The 15325-nt window shown below is 34.6% G+C and carries 14 protein-coding genes, 3 tRNA genes and 2 rRNA genes; 2 read left to right on the top strand and 17 right to left on the bottom strand.

The annotated features are described in order from the left end of the window. Window positions 1-32 precede the first annotated feature (32 nt). From AC4CVH_RS14325 to AC4CVH_RS14295, 7 genes are all read right to left on the bottom strand, one after another. A complete protein-coding gene (locus AC4CVH_RS14325) occupies window positions 33-269 on the bottom strand; it encodes a hypothetical protein (protein ID WP_490788424.1) in 237 nt (78 codons plus the stop codon). Next, the gene (locus tag AC4CVH_RS14320; RefSeq protein WP_490788423.1) at window positions 241-423 is read right to left on the bottom strand and encodes a hypothetical protein; all 183 of its coding nucleotides are present in this window, start codon (window positions 421-423) and stop codon (window positions 241-243) included. Before AC4CVH_RS14320 ends, AC4CVH_RS14325 begins: the two co-directional genes overlap by 29 nt. Window positions 424-456: 33 nt before the next feature. Continuing rightward, window positions 457-753 (bottom strand): hypothetical protein, encoded by a 297-nt coding sequence (locus AC4CVH_RS14315; RefSeq protein ID WP_490788422.1) that lies wholly within the window; start codon window positions 751-753, stop codon window positions 457-459. A gap of 710 nt (window positions 754-1463) precedes the next feature. Then, window positions 1464-1952, bottom strand: a complete 489-nt coding sequence (locus AC4CVH_RS14310; protein WP_490788421.1) for a hypothetical protein — start codon at window positions 1950-1952, stop codon at window positions 1464-1466. A gap of 32 nt (window positions 1953-1984) precedes the next feature. Beyond that, window positions 1985-2197 (bottom strand): helix-turn-helix domain-containing protein, encoded by a 213-nt coding sequence (locus AC4CVH_RS14305; protein ID WP_490788420.1) that lies wholly within the window; start codon window positions 2195-2197, stop codon window positions 1985-1987. Window positions 2198-2209: 12 nt separating this feature from the next. Further along, window positions 2210-2866: a Rha family transcriptional regulator gene (locus AC4CVH_RS14300; RefSeq protein ID WP_490788419.1), complete on the bottom strand. Its 657-nt coding sequence runs from the start codon at window positions 2864-2866 to the stop codon at window positions 2210-2212. An 85-nt stretch (window positions 2867-2951) separates the two neighbouring features. Further along, complete coding sequence (locus tag AC4CVH_RS14295) at window positions 2952-3155, bottom strand: helix-turn-helix domain-containing protein (RefSeq protein WP_490788418.1); 204 nt, start codon at window positions 3153-3155, stop codon at window positions 2952-2954. 168 nt (window positions 3156-3323) lie between these two features. On the opposite strand from AC4CVH_RS14295, the gene AC4CVH_RS14290 reads away from it, so the two are divergent. Beyond that, window positions 3324-4454 (top strand): helix-turn-helix domain-containing protein, encoded by a 1131-nt coding sequence (locus AC4CVH_RS14290; RefSeq protein ID WP_490788417.1) that lies wholly within the window; start codon window positions 3324-3326, stop codon window positions 4452-4454. 595 nt (window positions 4455-5049) lie between these two features. Beyond that, window positions 5050-6225, top strand: a complete 1176-nt coding sequence (locus tag AC4CVH_RS14285) for a tyrosine-type recombinase/integrase (protein WP_490788416.1) — start codon at window positions 5050-5052, stop codon at window positions 6223-6225. A gap of 93 nt (window positions 6226-6318) precedes the next feature. Here AC4CVH_RS14285 and AC4CVH_RS14280 read toward each other — a convergent pair. From AC4CVH_RS14280 to AC4CVH_RS14235, 10 genes are all read right to left on the bottom strand, one after another. Beyond that, window positions 6319-6395: transfer RNA gene (locus AC4CVH_RS14280), tRNA-Arg, on the bottom strand. 90 nt (window positions 6396-6485) lie between these two features. Continuing rightward, window positions 6486-6764: a DUF1667 domain-containing protein gene (locus AC4CVH_RS14275; protein ID WP_490788415.1), complete on the bottom strand. Its 279-nt coding sequence runs from the start codon at window positions 6762-6764 to the stop codon at window positions 6486-6488. A 15-nt stretch (window positions 6765-6779) separates the two neighbouring features. Continuing rightward, window positions 6780-8168, bottom strand: coding sequence for an NAD(P)/FAD-dependent oxidoreductase (locus tag AC4CVH_RS14270; RefSeq protein WP_490788414.1), 1389 nt, complete (start codon window positions 8166-8168; stop codon window positions 6780-6782). Between the two features lie 136 nt (window positions 8169-8304). Next, the gene (locus tag AC4CVH_RS14265) at window positions 8305-11049 is read right to left on the bottom strand and encodes a UPF0182 family protein (protein WP_490788413.1); all 2745 of its coding nucleotides are present in this window, start codon (window positions 11047-11049) and stop codon (window positions 8305-8307) included. Window positions 11050-11100: 51 nt separating this feature from the next. Further along, window positions 11101-11616 (bottom strand): transcription repressor NadR, encoded by a 516-nt coding sequence (locus tag AC4CVH_RS14260; RefSeq protein WP_490788412.1) that lies wholly within the window; start codon window positions 11614-11616, stop codon window positions 11101-11103. Between the two features lie 89 nt (window positions 11617-11705). After that, entirely contained in the window at window positions 11706-12164 is a 459-nt protein-coding gene (locus AC4CVH_RS14255; RefSeq protein ID WP_490788411.1) for an HD domain-containing protein, read from the bottom strand. Between the two features lie 115 nt (window positions 12165-12279). Next, window positions 12280-12355: transfer RNA gene (locus AC4CVH_RS14250), tRNA-Ala, on the bottom strand. A 3-nt stretch (window positions 12356-12358) separates the two neighbouring features. Continuing rightward, window positions 12359-12435 (bottom strand) — tRNA-Ile (locus tag AC4CVH_RS14245). A 10-nt stretch (window positions 12436-12445) separates the two neighbouring features. Then, a 5S ribosomal RNA gene (rrf, locus tag AC4CVH_RS14240) occupies window positions 12446-12562 on the bottom strand. 62 nt (window positions 12563-12624) lie between these two features. Then, a 23S ribosomal RNA gene (locus tag AC4CVH_RS14235) occupies window positions 12625-15325 on the bottom strand; the annotation flags it as partial.

The following is a 15325-nucleotide window of genomic DNA, read 5'->3' as shown; positions in this document are numbered from 1 at the left end:
TCAAAGGCTCTGAATTTTTGTATCAAATAGTTCTAGTTCTTTACTCTAAGGTTCACGTAAATTCGTTTATGTGAGCCTTTTCCAGTTACCTTTGATGTACTTAGTACAGTAAATCCTTTCTTAAGCCCTTCAATCGCAGTTTCCTTTTCCAGTTCAGAATTTGTGATACAAGGTAAATCTACTCTAATTCTAAAAAATCTAGCCTTTTTAATATATTCCATGACACTATTTGACAACCTTTCAGCTTCTGACTTTGGTATTGTCTCCATGTTTCAATTCCTCCTTAACACGATTTACTACACTATCTGCAAATCTTTCAGCTTCCTCCCCAGTCAAAGTATCCACTCCATATTTGTGAAGAACTTCTTCAACAAACTTTATATTCTTTAATAAATTTTCCTTTTTTTCACTTATATTACTCATTTTTACTCACCTCCTTTTTCTTCAATAATTTAATCAAATTCCCCATTGTTCTTTTAGTCTATTTATAAATTTCATCATATCGGCATCACCGTTATTCATATCCGGATGGAACTTCAATGCCAATACTTTATATATTTTTTTAAGCTTAACTTTTTCGTCTTTTGTGTAGGTACCATATCCAATAGCAGAGTAACTACTATCATTATTATTTCTGTAGTTACTCTTAAAATTTTCATAGTAACTACTGTAATATTCATAGGATTTCTGTTTTGCTTTATAAGCCGACTGAAGTTCTCCTAAATACTCTTTATTTCTCAGAACTCCAAACACATCATAACAATAGGTGTGACATCATTATTTTTACCTTCTTTTTAGACTTTTTTCCGACATATTGTCTAAGCTGATTGTAGGCTTTATTGATACTTAACTCTCCTTCATCAAGAGACTTTATCATCTCATTATTTGCATTGTCTGCTATATATTTAGCTTTATTAAAAGTATCTCTACTGCCAAAGCCTGATTTATTAGCTACTATCTCTGATGATTTACCCTCTTCCCGTTGTGCAGAATTCTGCCTAACGGTATCGTTCTGCTTTAAGGTACTTAATTGCCTTTCCCTAGCCTTAGCCCTCTCTATCTTCTCTAGCTTTCTGGCATATTCAATCCTCCCCTAAAGTATTTTTAGTAAATATATCAAATCTCTTTATATATTTATAAAGTGCTTCTTCACTTAAAGGCACTCTCCTAATCTATAATTAATTCTTAAATCTACAGTAAGTAAGTTGGTCAGTTATTTATAGAACTTCTGTAATAAAAGTGCTAGTTTAAAAACACTGGTATGGTAATATATTAATAAGTGAGGAATTTTGTCCCGATGGATAATCATTATTAGAATACCCTGTAAGCATTGATATGGTTAAGCTAACCCATAAAACCAGTATGAGGATTTTTGTCCTAAGCTGGTAACTTTTTTCCCCTTTTTTAAGTCCAGTGTGAGGAAATTTGACTCATACTAGTGTGAGGAATTTTGACCCTATCTTTTATTTTTTATACTGTTCAGTTAAGTCTATAACTTTGCCCGTTTTAAAGGGCTTTAAATCAAAAACCTTATTACCTGTCCTGGTATTTTCATGCGGTATATATTTTTTTATAAATTCATCAGCACTGATATTACCTGTCCAATTTCTCCATGCATCCGTAGGCTTGACACACACTGTAGGCTTAAATTTATTCATATACATATATCCGGCAACCTTAATAAATCCATGGAATGTCAGGTCATCTAGTGCTCTTATATATGTTTTGTTGTCTATGTGTATCTTCTTAAGTTCAGCTCTATAAAAGAATACAAACGGATCACCTACATTCATTTTTGCTATTAATTGTATATATAAATGTTTGCTACTATCCTTTAGGCTATACCATGCAGGACTGGTTACCAAGCTTATGTATATGCCTGCATTTCTAGGATGCTGTTCCCCTGCATATTGATATGGCCGTAAATATAGATTTTTCTTTTTCCTACCCATGTGCATCACCTACTGATTGAAAATTCTGTATCTTATATTTGCTTCCCAATTAAACTCTCCATGAATTCATCAACTTTGCTACGAATAAATAATATCTTGCGGCCATTGAATATTACAGGTGCCCCCTTTTTGTGAGCCAGGGTATACGCCGCCGACTTTCCTAACTCATATTCAGCTCTAAACTCGTCAATATCCATCACCTTCTTAGGGCTTGGTTTACTCTGTAAAACCTTGTATTCTTCCATTTACAATCCCCCTTACGCCGTGATACAATACTTATTGATTAATATTTTCTTAATCTGCTGGTACGATAGGCCCAAATCTATCAATGTACCAGCTTGTTTTTCTAACATTGTTACTCTGTGAAGTTCATTAGGTGTAAAGTAATCTCTCAAGTGTTCTTTTTTAGTTATTCCAAATTGTGCCCTTAATTGTTGTGCATTTTTACCAAAGATTATTTTATAAAATAAATCTGTGTAGTGTTTATATTTAAATTCCTTATGTGGAGACGGTGGAAGTTCTTTTATACTGTCCGTCAAAGACCTCCTTTCAATTTTTGATATTTCACGTTTAACCCTATAATTTAGTCTAACCTCAATTAGTTTTTGCTTCATCTCATAGAATCTTTTTACATACGTTGCTGTAAAAGCTGTCCCTTTAACTCCATTCAACTTATGGGCTATAAAATCACATCCCATTTTAGTAACTTGATAACATCTGTAATTTTTCCCTGTGCCTGCTGTATAGCTATCTTCTATGAAAAAATCATCAGTCCTCAATTTTGAGTTTTGACTTAAAATACTAACATAACCATCAATATCTCTAACTAAATTATCATGTCTTTTCCCTACCATCTTCGCTACTTCTTGACTGTTCAATGTTTCATGTTTATTTTTCTTTATTGGTTTGTCCATAATCACACCTCCTATTTGTTTAACAGCCTGTCTATTTTCTTCAAATCATCTGGTGGTATAAACTTTAACATCTTATTCCTCCTCACTATTTAAAATCAACAATCTGTTCTACATCAACATTTAAAGCTTTGGCAAGCTTGCCCACTAATGCCGGTCTTATTTTAGTATTGCCATTTGCAATCTTTGATATAGTAGTCCTTCCTACTTTAGCCTTGGCTTCTAAATCTGTGGTTGTCATTCCAGCTTTTGCTAATGCTAATAAAAACTTATTTTGATTAACTTCTAGCATTAAAATCATACTCCTTATATGTTTATTTGTGTTCGTTAACTGAACTTTAATTTTATTATAGACTCATTGACGAACATTTTCAATAGGTTTGTACGATATTTTTTAACTAATTATTTGTTTGTTTATTTTTTGTTCGCTATATGTTACAATTTTATAGGGGTGATTAACTTGGAATTTGGCTATATCCTTAAATTTCTAAGAAAAAACAAAAAATATACTCAAGAAAAGTTAGCTAAAGAACTTCATAAAAGTAGGCCAACAATATCAGGATATGAAATAGGTGATAGATCACCAGATCATGATACATTAATTCAAATATCCGAAATATTTAATGTATCACTAGAATACTTAGTAAAAGTATGTGAGGATGAGTTATCACCAATAACTAAAGAGCTATATTATTATGTTAATGATCATATAAATGATGCTAAAATATCAAACATAGAAGACCTATCTAATTTAACTAAAATTGATATAAAAAGATTAAACGGAATAGTCAATGGAGAACAGTTACCTACTTTAGAAGATTTAAAACTTATTGCAATTTATGCCCCATTTAAATATATTGACTTAATAAGTTGTTCAATTTATGCTGATATCCACTATGATCCACTAGAAAAATTAACTCGTAGCAATGATTTAGAATTAATGAAAAGTAGTTTAATCGAAGAAATTATTTTCCATCCTCATAACTTTTATAATGAAATAATAAATTTTTATAAAAAAAATACAAAACTTGATTATTATTCATTAATTAAAAAATACGTAAATTCTACGTTGCCATATAATGATTTTGATTCAAATCAAAAAATACTCAATAAGTTAGGATTTTGTTTTTTTAAATTTGATAATACTGTAGGAACAATATTGCCAATTAAAGACAAAGAAAAGGCATTTAATATTTTCCCTGATGATGCTAAAAATCGATATAAAACATATTTAAATATTCTAAACGATTTACATATTGAAAAACCATTTGATAAAAATATTTCAAATTTATATAAAAAGGCCAATTATACATTTTTAGATGATAAAGATATAAAAAGTATTGACGATTATAAGCAACTTGAACTTATGAATAATTCTGATGCCTTTGGAGGTTTACAAAATTACACTGATAAAGACTATGCAGCATTTAAGACATTCAAGGAACTATTGAAACAGCTTGATTATTCTGATGATGATATAAAGAATTACTCTGATGATATATTCCCTAAAACCAAAGTTCAAATTGAAAAAGAAATATTATATTTAAAGAATTTAAGAAATAAAACTGTACATGATGAACAACATAAATAGTATTCCTGCTGTCCGAAATTTGCATTTCTGAACATGGGATTTCCCACCGTCAAATATACGGCACTCCGTTCAATTTGAACTAGGCCAACCAAATGGTGGTGGTTTCTACGTTTGAAACGCATAAACCTAATAAATTACAAAATATATCAATAAGTATACCTCACTTTGAGGGATACTGAACTCACTTTTGAGCTTAGTATTAAGTTTTCTCATTTCAAATGAGTAAACCTAAATTTTCCATAAGGATTACATTTGAAATGATACCCTGCGACTACGCTAATATCGTATTCGTCTTTAAAGGCGAATTGCATAACTAGGGCGTTAAAGGCTACCTTGTTATAGGTTTTTCGGAATTATCCGATAAACTCAGGTGTAACTGCTTTCGACGAAATTCGTTGTATGATATTCGTACTCCGATATTATAGGGTAGCAAATATTGGATAACTCAAAGGTCGGATTTAAAATCCGTGCTTACATAAAATGGTTTAAGTAACATTTGAAATGTCGTTTAAACTAAAAATTGTTAAATGAAAGGACAGCAGAATTTTCTGCCCACCTCATACCAAAAAATTATGGATTGAAAGGAAGTGATACTATGGCAAATAAAACAAACTGTATCCGTAACGGTAAAAAATATTATAGACTTCGTGTTGATCTAGGTAGAGATTCCAATGGAAAAAGAATTAGAAAAACATTCTATGGCCAAAGTAAAAAAGATGCTGAGAATAAGCTAGAAAAATATAAAAATGGATTAAATGCAGGTCTAGCCACTGACTACGATAAACTTACCCTTGGTAATGTATGTAAATTATGGCTATTTGAAAAGATTAAAAATACCGTAAAGCCTTCTACTTTTGAACGATATGAGGGCGTTTACAGACTTTATGTCAACAATTCACCATTATACCCTATAAGGTTAAAAGACCTTAAATCACTTGATATACAGCGTTATTACAATGATCTATTTAATTCAGGTAAAAGCAGCAGTGTAATCAGAAACTTAAATAAATTACTTAAGGCTTTTTTTAATTATTGCGTTAATGAAGGGTACATTGTAAGAAATTACTGTGTAGGGAAATCTATAACTATACCTGAAAGCAATTCCGTAGATGAAAACAAAGAGGATGATATAACTGTATTTACATTAGATCAGCAAAATCAGTTTATAAATGCAGTACAGGGTCATAGATTAAAAGCTTTGTTTCTTCTGGACTTAGGTACTGGATTACGTGAAGGCGAAATACTAGGCCTTAAATGGAGTGATATAGACTTTGAGAAATGCACTTTATCAGTTAAACGGGCAATAAAGGGTGTAACACTTATTGAAGGTAACAAGAGGCAGTATCACCTTATAGAACAAATTCCAAAGACTAAAAACTCCGTAAGAACTATTCCTTTCCCTGAAAACTTAGTGCCAATATTAAAGAAACATAGATTGCAGCAAAAAGAAGAGAGAATTAAGGCAGGATCAGCATATACAAAAAATGATTACGTATTCTGTACTGAATTAGGTTTGCCTACAGATCCACGCAATTTAAGACGTTCTTATGAAAGGTTATTAAAAAGATACAATATACCATATAAAAAATTTCATAGCTTGAGACATACTTTTGCTACACGTCTATTTGAAAATGGTGTACCTTTAAAAACAGTTCAAATGTTATTAGGCCATAGCAATATAAATATAACCGCTAATATTTATACTCACGTCATGCCGCCTGAAAAATTCAAAGCAATTGATAAAATAAATTCCATATTCAACATGAAATAAATATCTATTAAAAACTTTGGGGACAAAATGGGGACAATTTTCTAAAAATGAGCAAAATAATAACCGCTGAAACTTAGTATTTTCAACGGTTTATGGTGCGTCAGAGAGGATTCGAACCCCCGGCACGCTGGTTCGTAGCCAACTGCTCTATCCAACTGAGCTACTGACGCAAAATTAATTAAATCCATACGTACATCATTTCTAATTATATTATATATATAATCCATAGTCAAATAATTTTAATCAATAGTGCTTAATCCTCAATATTTTTTCTTGTATATAGTCCTTGTTGCAACTATATCAACTCCAGTGTTGAGCAGATTTTTGCATATAATATCCCCCATATTCACAGGTGCACCTATATGAAGTCTGCTAAGCGCCTTTGAACATTCTATCCATAAATCCTTATCTATAGCTCTTATACTCTTTACAGGTATAACATTACATTCCGCTCCCTCTATTCTCACTATCGATGTAAATACACCTGTTTCACATTCGCTACTTTTTAACCCATCCCCGCTGCCGTCATAAATATTCAAAAATATCCCTTCCCTTTAAATACTATCAAATTCCTTTACCCTTCCAAGTATTATATTTGAATTTCTAGAATCCTTTACAACATCTATCATACTCTTATTTATCTCGCGTGAAAGTATACCAGCGACCTTATACATACACTGGGACCCCATACATTTTCCAGAGGATGCACCTGTTCTTCTCTTTATACCTTCTATAGTACGTGCGCCAAGTGGCCTTCTTATAGCATCTATAATTTCACCTTCAGTTATCTTCTGACAATAACATATGACCTTTCCATATTTCTTATTCATTTTTATAATTTCATTTCTTTTATCATTAGTCATATCTCTAAACCTATAAAATTCTCTTCTCTTATCAACAAAATCCTTCTTGCGGGTACATTTAAAATTATTTACTATAGTCTCACAAATAATCCTAGCAATAGACGGAGTTATTGTAATCTGCCCCTTATGCTTTTCAAGAACTTTTATATAACCTTTATCAATTAAACTGTCATCTATAATAAGTTCGTCATCATAGTATTTCGATTTATAAAATATACTTACATTATTTTCATCAATTTGCCCTATATATTTTTTTATGAGCCCTATTCCAGCTTCATAGCTAATATCCTTCTGACTGCTTATCTCTACCATTACCTGATTATTTCCAGTAGGAATGATTGATATCTTGTTATTATGACCTATCAATATAGACAATATATCATCGCTTTTATAAAACTCCCCAATATTATCTATAAAAAAATAATATATATATTTTTTGTTTCTTGACTTACTGTGATTATTTCCTATACTATAATTTTCACCTGGTATAGTAGTAAGTACCATACTGCATGTAAATTTGTTTTTATTTGTTATGACTCTGAACCCTTTTGCCATAGGTTCTATATCAATCACTTCTTCACCAAGCTTAAAATTAACTCCATTATCAAATGCTATTTCTCCATAGGCTATTGCCAGATCATACGGGGATATAATACCTGTATTTTGAGAATATAAACCTGACTCCATATTAAAGGCAGGATATAAACTTTTAATATGTTTTCTATCCAACATATTTATATTTTTTATTCCGTGGTTTACTGCTCTCGTATACATACTTGGTATCTTATCCTGCTGATTTTCATTGTCAGGAATTATAAGATAACCTTTCTGCTTAAAATTTATATTGAACTTAGGCGCAATTTCCCTTATGATACTATTTCCCATTGATTCCAATCTTGAAATCAATGTACTTTGACAATCTGAGCCATCATAAACAACACATGAATTTATAAGAGCAACATCATCCGCTATATCATAATCCTTTTCTATTAGAGCTATATTTAAACTATATTTTGAAAGCTCATAGGCAGTAGCACATCCAACAATACCTCCACCTAAAATAAGTACATCATAATCCATAGTATAAACTTCCTTTCAAAGAAACAAATTTAGTTTATATCAACAACTATATTATATTACCTTTCCTTGACTAATCATAGATATTATTTGGAATTTAAAAGACTGCCTAATAAAATATAGACAGCCTTTTACTTTACTAATTGTTCAATTCATTTATTAATTTCCCAAGTTGATTTATATAATCACCGTATTTCGACCAATCACCATCTTTCTGAGATTTTATAGCATTGTCATATAACTCCCGGATTTGTTTCAGTTTTTGTGATTGATCTTTTGAAGTTGAACCTTTATTTTGAGGTTTATTGCTGTCACTTTTAGTTTCTTCTGAATTATTCTGATTATAATTGAACATTTCAGACATTGCCGTATCAATATTTTGGGAAAGCAGTATCTTATCACCATATGAAACTATTACCCTTTTCATTTCAGGGATACTATCCTTACCACTGGCTCTTAAATAGACAGGCTCTATATATAAAAGCGAATTATTTATAGGCACTATTATAGTATCACCAAACTGCACATTTGAACCATCTTTGTTCCAAAGCGAAAGCTGCTGTGATATTGTAGTATCTTGATTAAGCTGCTGTTTAAACAAATACGGACTATATACCGTTTTTTCAGGTGGAAATTTATACAATACAAGTTTTCCGTAATTATTTCCATCCATTCTTGCACCAAAAAGCGCTGCCATATTGTCTTTATTTCTTATATTCATATATTGGATCAGAATCATCTCTTCCTTTTTCTCTTTCGGAAGCTTCATAACCACATAAGGTGAATTCATAGAACTTTTTTGTCCATTGACCTCCTTCTGATTCTTGGCTACTTCCCATATATCCTCACCATTGTAAAATACACTAGGGTCAGTTACATGATATTTTCCAATAACATTACACTGTATTGTAAATAAATCTTCAGGATATTTAAAATGACTCCTCAAATCTGAAGATAATTCATTTACATTCTTAAATAACCCGGGAAATATTTTTGAATAACTTTCAACTATAGGATCAGTTTTATCAACTATATAAAAATTAGTCGTTCCGTTAAGAGCATCTACAACAACCTTAAAAGAATTTCTTATATAATTTACTCCATTGCTTTGAGGTTGTGAATAAGGATATCTGTCAGATGTAGTATAACCATCAAGTATCCAGTACAATTTCCCACCACTTATAACCATATATGGATCAGAGTCATATTTCAAGAAAGGTGCTATTTTTTCAACTCTCTCTTTTATACTCCTATTTATAAGTATTTTACTTTCACTATTTATATCACGTGAAAGCAAGAAATTAATATTCTTCTCCTTTAATGAAAATAGTAGTCTGTTAAAAAAGTTCATTTTTATTCCAGCACTACCATCATATTTATTTGTTGCATTGTCACTGCCTTTTGGATAATCAAATTCGTTTATTTTCGTATCAACTACTGCATAGTCTTTCGTATTTTCTCCATAATATATTCTTGGATCATCTATCTTTATATCTGTTGAATTCTGAGGAGGCATATCCTTTATAACAAAATTCGGCTGTCCTGAAGATGTTACAGAGTTAACCTTATTCATTACAGCTCCATATCCATGTGTATAAATAAGATGTTTATTCTGCCATGTTTGTGGATCTACAGAACTGCTGTTTATCTCTCTGGCACCAAGAAATACCTGTGTAAGTTTTTTATTTATGTTATATCTATCTATATCGATATTATTAAAATTATAGTAATATCTTATAATCTGAACTTGATTATAAAACTCAAGAGTAGGTTCATATGAATTTACTCTTATGTTATTTATAGTGTCCATATTGTTTTTTATATCGTTTTGAGTAAGCGTATCTTTAACTTCAAATGGAACTGCATCTACGTTTTCAATATTAAACGCTTTCCTTGTATAATCAATATTATTTTTTATATAAGGCTGCTCAAATGTCTTCTGGTTGGATTTAACAACAAAGTTTTGCATCACTGTTGCAATTACATTTTCAGCTACCACAAGAACTATAATTATAGCTATAGATGCAGCTATAGGTTTTATCTTCAACTTCATTACATTTATAAATATAACAATAGAAGATATTATTGACACTATACATATTATTCCATAAAAGATAAGACTTACATGAATATCAGTATAACCTGCACCGAAAGCAACTCCTCTTGTACTATATACCAGTTTAATCGCTCTAAGAGCATAGCCAACTGCAACACAGAGCATTATAAGTGCAGCAAGAACTGCAAGCTGTTTGCCTGCGAATCTCGTAATACCACTTTTTATGTCAATTCCACTGAATCCATTTTTAAAGTTTTTTCTAAAATCCTCTCCTGTAAGAAACTTATCCTTTATATTCAAGAATATGTAGACAAGAAAGGTAAGTACCATCAAAAAAACAATAAGACTTACAAAAGCATTGTAAATTGATTCGATAAGTGGCAATCTAAATACATAAAAAGATATATCAAGATGGAAAATAGGATCTTTGGTATTAAAAGGTACTGAATTCGTAAATTGCAAGATTCTATACCAATATATTGAAGAAAATCCATAAGAAACGAAAATCGATATTATAATATCAATAAACAAAGCAATCTTTTTCTGAATATTTTCCTTTTTCTTATTCACTTCAATAACACGTCTATATTTCATTATACTTAATTTAATACTTTTATAATAGAACCATATACATAAAAAACATATTATAAAAGTAGGTATCATAAGCTTCAACATAGCTTTTATCTGTGTAAAGTAAACTGAAAGATATTTAACTTCACTAAACCATTCAATATTGACTATAAGATTAACAATTCTGCTCAAGAATGTAAATATAACAGCCAATATAACAACCAATACTGTCAAGCTTATGACTTTTTTTCTTTTCATACAATTCACCTCTTTTTTTATATATTTGAAACATTATACTATAAATGTATTCTAATCGGATATTAAATAATTTTTCAATCCAAGTTCACGCTTTATATTCTCAAAAATAGAAAGGCTGTCAGCAGAAACTGTATGCAGATGTATGCCACCTGTTAAAACCAGAAGAGGTTCTGATTTAGTTTCATTAACTTTATTTATAAAATTCTTAACATCATAAAGTGATTTTATCATTAGCATACCTTTAATTTCACCATATATAGGATGTTCTATTATAACATCTTCAATTACCGCACCAAACTTAACTATTATAAGCAATTCATCTTCCATTTCCTCAGGTTTGTGAGAAACTGCTATAACCTGCTTTATTTTATTGCTTTGAGATTTTGGTATAAGATAGCCTTCAGGTGTAGCTATTATATTTTTTCCCTCAGCTCTCAAAATAGCTATATCCCTTACTATAACCTGTCTCGTAACTCCAAGCTTTTCTGCCAGAATATGACCTTTATAAGGTTTTGTACTAATTGTAAGTATACTTTCTATATTATCTCTTCTTTGAATTGCATTCATATCTACCTCCAAATTCAAAAACATAGCCTAAATACAATTATATCATAAAAGACAAAACAGTCTGCATTAAAATTACCATATAATTGCCATTAATTTGTATTATCGCAGTATTGAAGTATATCAAGCTGTCTATCACCTTCAATATTTTTATTGCTATGATTCTTAACAAGATAAATTACACGCGGGCTACATCCTATTTTACCTAAAATACAAGCACCAAGCGAAGGATGATTATAAAATACGCTTATTTTTGATATTCTATAATCATCTGCAAAATGCTTTCTTACACTTCCGAATGAAAATTTATCAAAAAGAACAAATAAAGATTTGTCAATTATATTAAGCCTCTTAAATATTTTTCCTATATCATGCAAAAGAGCAGCTTTCAAAAGTTCATCACTTTCCAGTTTTTCTCTTTGACAAATTCTTCTCACATCATAGGCAACTCTTACTGAATGTTTTTGTTCAGATATAGATAGTTTTTTAAACAAATCTAATTCATTTAAATTTAAAACCTCCTGCGCAAATTTTAAATCCTCATCAGTCATTTTAGAAAATAAATCCCAATAAAATTGTCTTATTCTATATGAAAACAATTGTACATCACTTCTTTTATTATTAAAATAAAAGAAGTGACTAATAAATATATTAGTCACTTCTTAATGGTGGAGATAAAGAGATTCGAACTCTTGACCCTCTGCGTGCAAGGCAGATGCTCTCCCAGCTGAGCTATACCCCCATATGGTGGACCTTCAGGGACTCGAACCCCAGACCTACCGGTTATGAGCCGGTTGCTCTAACCAACTGAGCTAAAGATCCATAAAACTTTACCTGGCGGTTACCTATCCTCCCACAAGGCCTCCCCTGCAGTACTTTCGGCACTATGAAGCTTAACCTGCCTGTTCGGAATGGGAAAGGGTGTTGCCTTCACGTCATTGCCGCCAGATTATGTAGTTTTCAAGGGATCATTCTATTCCCTGAAAATTGCACAGCAGTATCATAATTTATTTGGTCAAGCCCTCGACCTATTAGTATCAGTCAGCTTAACATGTCACCATGCTTACACCTCTGACCTATCAACCTCGTGTTCTTCAAGGGGTCTTACCAGCTTACGCTGTGGGAAATCTAATCTTGAGGTGGGCTTCACACTTAGATGCTTTCAGCGTTTATCCCTTCCCGACATAGCTACCCAGCTGTGCTCCTGGCGGAGCAACTGGTGCACCAGAGGTCAGTCCATCCCGGTCCTCTCGTACTAAGGACAGCTCCTCTCAAATTTCCTGCGCCCGCGACGGATAGGGACCGAACTGTCTCACGACGTTCTGAACCCAGCTCGCGTGCCGCTTTAATGGGCGAACAGCCCAACCCTTGGGACCTACTTCAGCCCCAGGATGCGACGAGCCGACATCGAGGTGCCAAACCTCCCCGTCGATGTGGACTCTTGGGGGAGATCAGCCTGTTATCCCCGAGGTAGCTTTTATCCGTTGAGCGATGGCCCTCCCACGAGGTACCACCGGATCACTAAGCCCGACTTTCGTCCCTGCTCCACCTGTATGTGTCGCAGTCAGGCTCCCTTATGCCTTTGCGCTCTTCGAAGGATTTCCGACCCTTCTGAGGGAACCTTTGGGCGCCTCCGTTACTCTTTTGGAGGCGACCGCCCCAGTCAAACTGCCTGCCTAACAATGTCCCGTGACCAGGTGATGGCCGCCGGTTAGAATTCCAGTACTGTCAGGGTGGTATCCCAAGGATGGCTCCGCCAAGGCTAGCGCCCTGGTTTCCATGCCTCCCACCTATCCTGTACAGACAATACCGAAACTCAATGCTAAACTGCAGTAAAGCTCTACGGGGTCTTTCCGTCCAATCGCGGGTAGCAAGCATCTTCACTTGCACTACAATTTCGCCGGATTTGTTGTCGAGACAGTGCTCAAATCATTACGCCATTCGTGCGGGTCGGAACTTACCCGACAAGGAATTTCGCTACCTTAGGACCGTTATAGTTACGGCCGCCGTTTACTGGGGCTTAAGTTCATACCTTCGCCTTGCGGCTTAGTATTCCCCTTAACCTTCCAGCACCGGGCAGGCGTCAGCCCCTATACTTCAGCTTTCGCTTTAGCAGAGACCTGTGTTTTTGATAAACAGTTGCTTGAGCCTATTCTCTGCGGCCCCTTTCGGGGCACTCCTTATCCCTAAGTTACGGAGTTAATTTGCCTAGTTCCTTAACAACAATTCTTCCGATGGTCTTAGGATTCTCTCCTCACCTACCTGTGTCGGTTTGCGGTACGGGCGCAGCCCTGCTCCATAGAGACTTTTCTTGGCAGCGTGAAATCGGATACTTCTCCAAAATTGGATCCCTGTAACACCCCAGCATTGATAGAGCGGATTTTCCAGCTCTACCTGCCTCAGTGCTTAGACACACATCCAACAGTGTGCACATCCTATCCTTCTGCGTCATCCCATCTGTCAAACGCATGACTGCGGTATCGGAATATCAACCGATTGTCCATCGCCTACGCCTTTCGGCCTCGGCTTAGGTCCCGACTAACCCTGGGCGGACGAACCTTCCCCAGGAAACCTTAGGTCTTCGACCAATAAGATTCTCACTTATTTCTCGCTACTTATGCCAGCATACTCTCTCCTGTACAGTCCACAACTCCTTCCGGTGCTGCTTCAATCCGTACAGGATGCTCCTCTACCACCCTTTCGGGTCCATAGCTTCGGTGGTAAGTTTTAGCCCCGGACATTTTCGGCGCAGGACCTCTTGACTAGTGAGCTGTTACGCACTCTTTAAATGAGTGGCTGCTTCTGAGCCAACATCCTAGTTGTCTTAGAAATCCCACATCCTTTTCCACTTAACTTACACTTTGGGACCTTAGCTGATGATCTGGGCTGTTTCCCTTTTGACTACGGACCTTATCATTCGCAGTCTGACTGCCGTGATTCAAGTATATGGCATTCGGAGTTTGATAGGGTTCGGTAACTGTTGTCAGCCCCTATCCCATTCAGTGCTCTACCTCCACTACTCATTCACGACGCTAGCCCTAAAGCTATTTCGAGGAGAACCAGCTATCTCCGAGTTCGATTGGAATTTCTCCGCTATCCACAGCTCATCCCATGGTTTTTCAACACCAACGTGGTTCGGTCCTCCACGGAATTTTACTTCCGCTTCAACCTGGCCATGGATAGGTCACTCGGTTTCGGGTCTACAGCATGCAACTTCCCGCCCTATTAAGACTCGGTTTCCCTCCGGCTCCGCACCTTAAGTGCTTAACCTTGCTGCATACCGTAACTCGCTGGCTCGTTCTACAAAAAGCACATCGTCGCACGTTAAAGTGCTTCGATCGGTTGTGGACACACGGTTTCAGGTTCTATTTCACTCCCCTTCCGGGGTTCTTTTCACCTTTCCCTCACGGTACTGCTTCACTATCGGTCACCAGGTAGTATTTAGCCTTAGGAGGTGGTCCTCCCTCATTCCCACAAGGTTTCTCGTGTCTCGTGGTACTCTGGTACGGACTCGGATTTTTCGGCTTTCGCCTACAGGGCTTTTACCTTCTTTGGCGGAGCCTTCCAGCTCTCTTCAACTTTCCTATTATCCGGTTATGTCCGCCCGAACCCCAGGAACAAGTTCCTGGTTTGGGCTCTTTCCCTTTCGCTCGCCGCTACTTAGAAAATCGATTTTTCTTTCTCTTCCTCCGGGTACTTAGATGTTTCAGTT

It is taken from the genome of Clostridium pabulibutyricum, assembly GCF_058242705.1.
Note: the sequence above shows the minus strand (reverse complement) of the source record. Positions and strands in the feature narration are given on the sequence as shown.

Bases quoted from the DNA above. Each gene is read 5' to 3' on its own strand.
- AC4CVH_RS14325 (WP_490788424.1), bottom strand. From the start codon at position 269: ATGGAGACAATACCAAAGTCAGAAGCTGAAAGGTTGTCAAATAGTGTC.
- AC4CVH_RS14320 (WP_490788423.1), bottom strand. From the start codon at position 423: ATGAGTAATATAAGTGAAAAAAAGGAAAATTTATTAAAGAATATAAAG.
- AC4CVH_RS14310 (WP_490788421.1), bottom strand. From the start codon at position 1,952: ATGGGTAGGAAAAAGAAAAATCTATATTTACGGCCATATCAATATGCA.
- AC4CVH_RS14305 (WP_490788420.1), bottom strand. From the start codon at position 2,197: ATGGAAGAATACAAGGTTTTACAGAGTAAACCAAGCCCTAAGAAGGTG.
- AC4CVH_RS14300 (WP_490788419.1), bottom strand. From the start codon at position 2,866: ATGGACAAACCAATAAAGAAAAATAAACATGAAACATTGAACAGTCAA.
- AC4CVH_RS14295 (WP_490788418.1), bottom strand. From the start codon at position 3,155: ATGCTAGAAGTTAATCAAAATAAGTTTTTATTAGCATTAGCAAAAGCT.
- AC4CVH_RS14285 (WP_490788416.1), top strand. From the start codon at position 5,050: ATGGCAAATAAAACAAACTGTATCCGTAACGGTAAAAAATATTATAGA.
- AC4CVH_RS14270 (WP_490788414.1), bottom strand. From the start codon at position 8,168: ATGGATTATGATGTACTTATTTTAGGTGGAGGTATTGTTGGATGTGCT.
- AC4CVH_RS14265 (WP_490788413.1), bottom strand. From the start codon at position 11,049: ATGAAAAGAAAAAAAGTCATAAGCTTGACAGTATTGGTTGTTATATTG.
- AC4CVH_RS14260 (WP_490788412.1), bottom strand. From the start codon at position 11,616: ATGAATGCAATTCAAAGAAGAGATAATATAGAAAGTATACTTACAATT.
- AC4CVH_RS14255 (WP_490788411.1), bottom strand. From the start codon at position 12,164: ATGACTGATGAGGATTTAAAATTTGCGCAGGAGGTTTTAAATTTAAAT.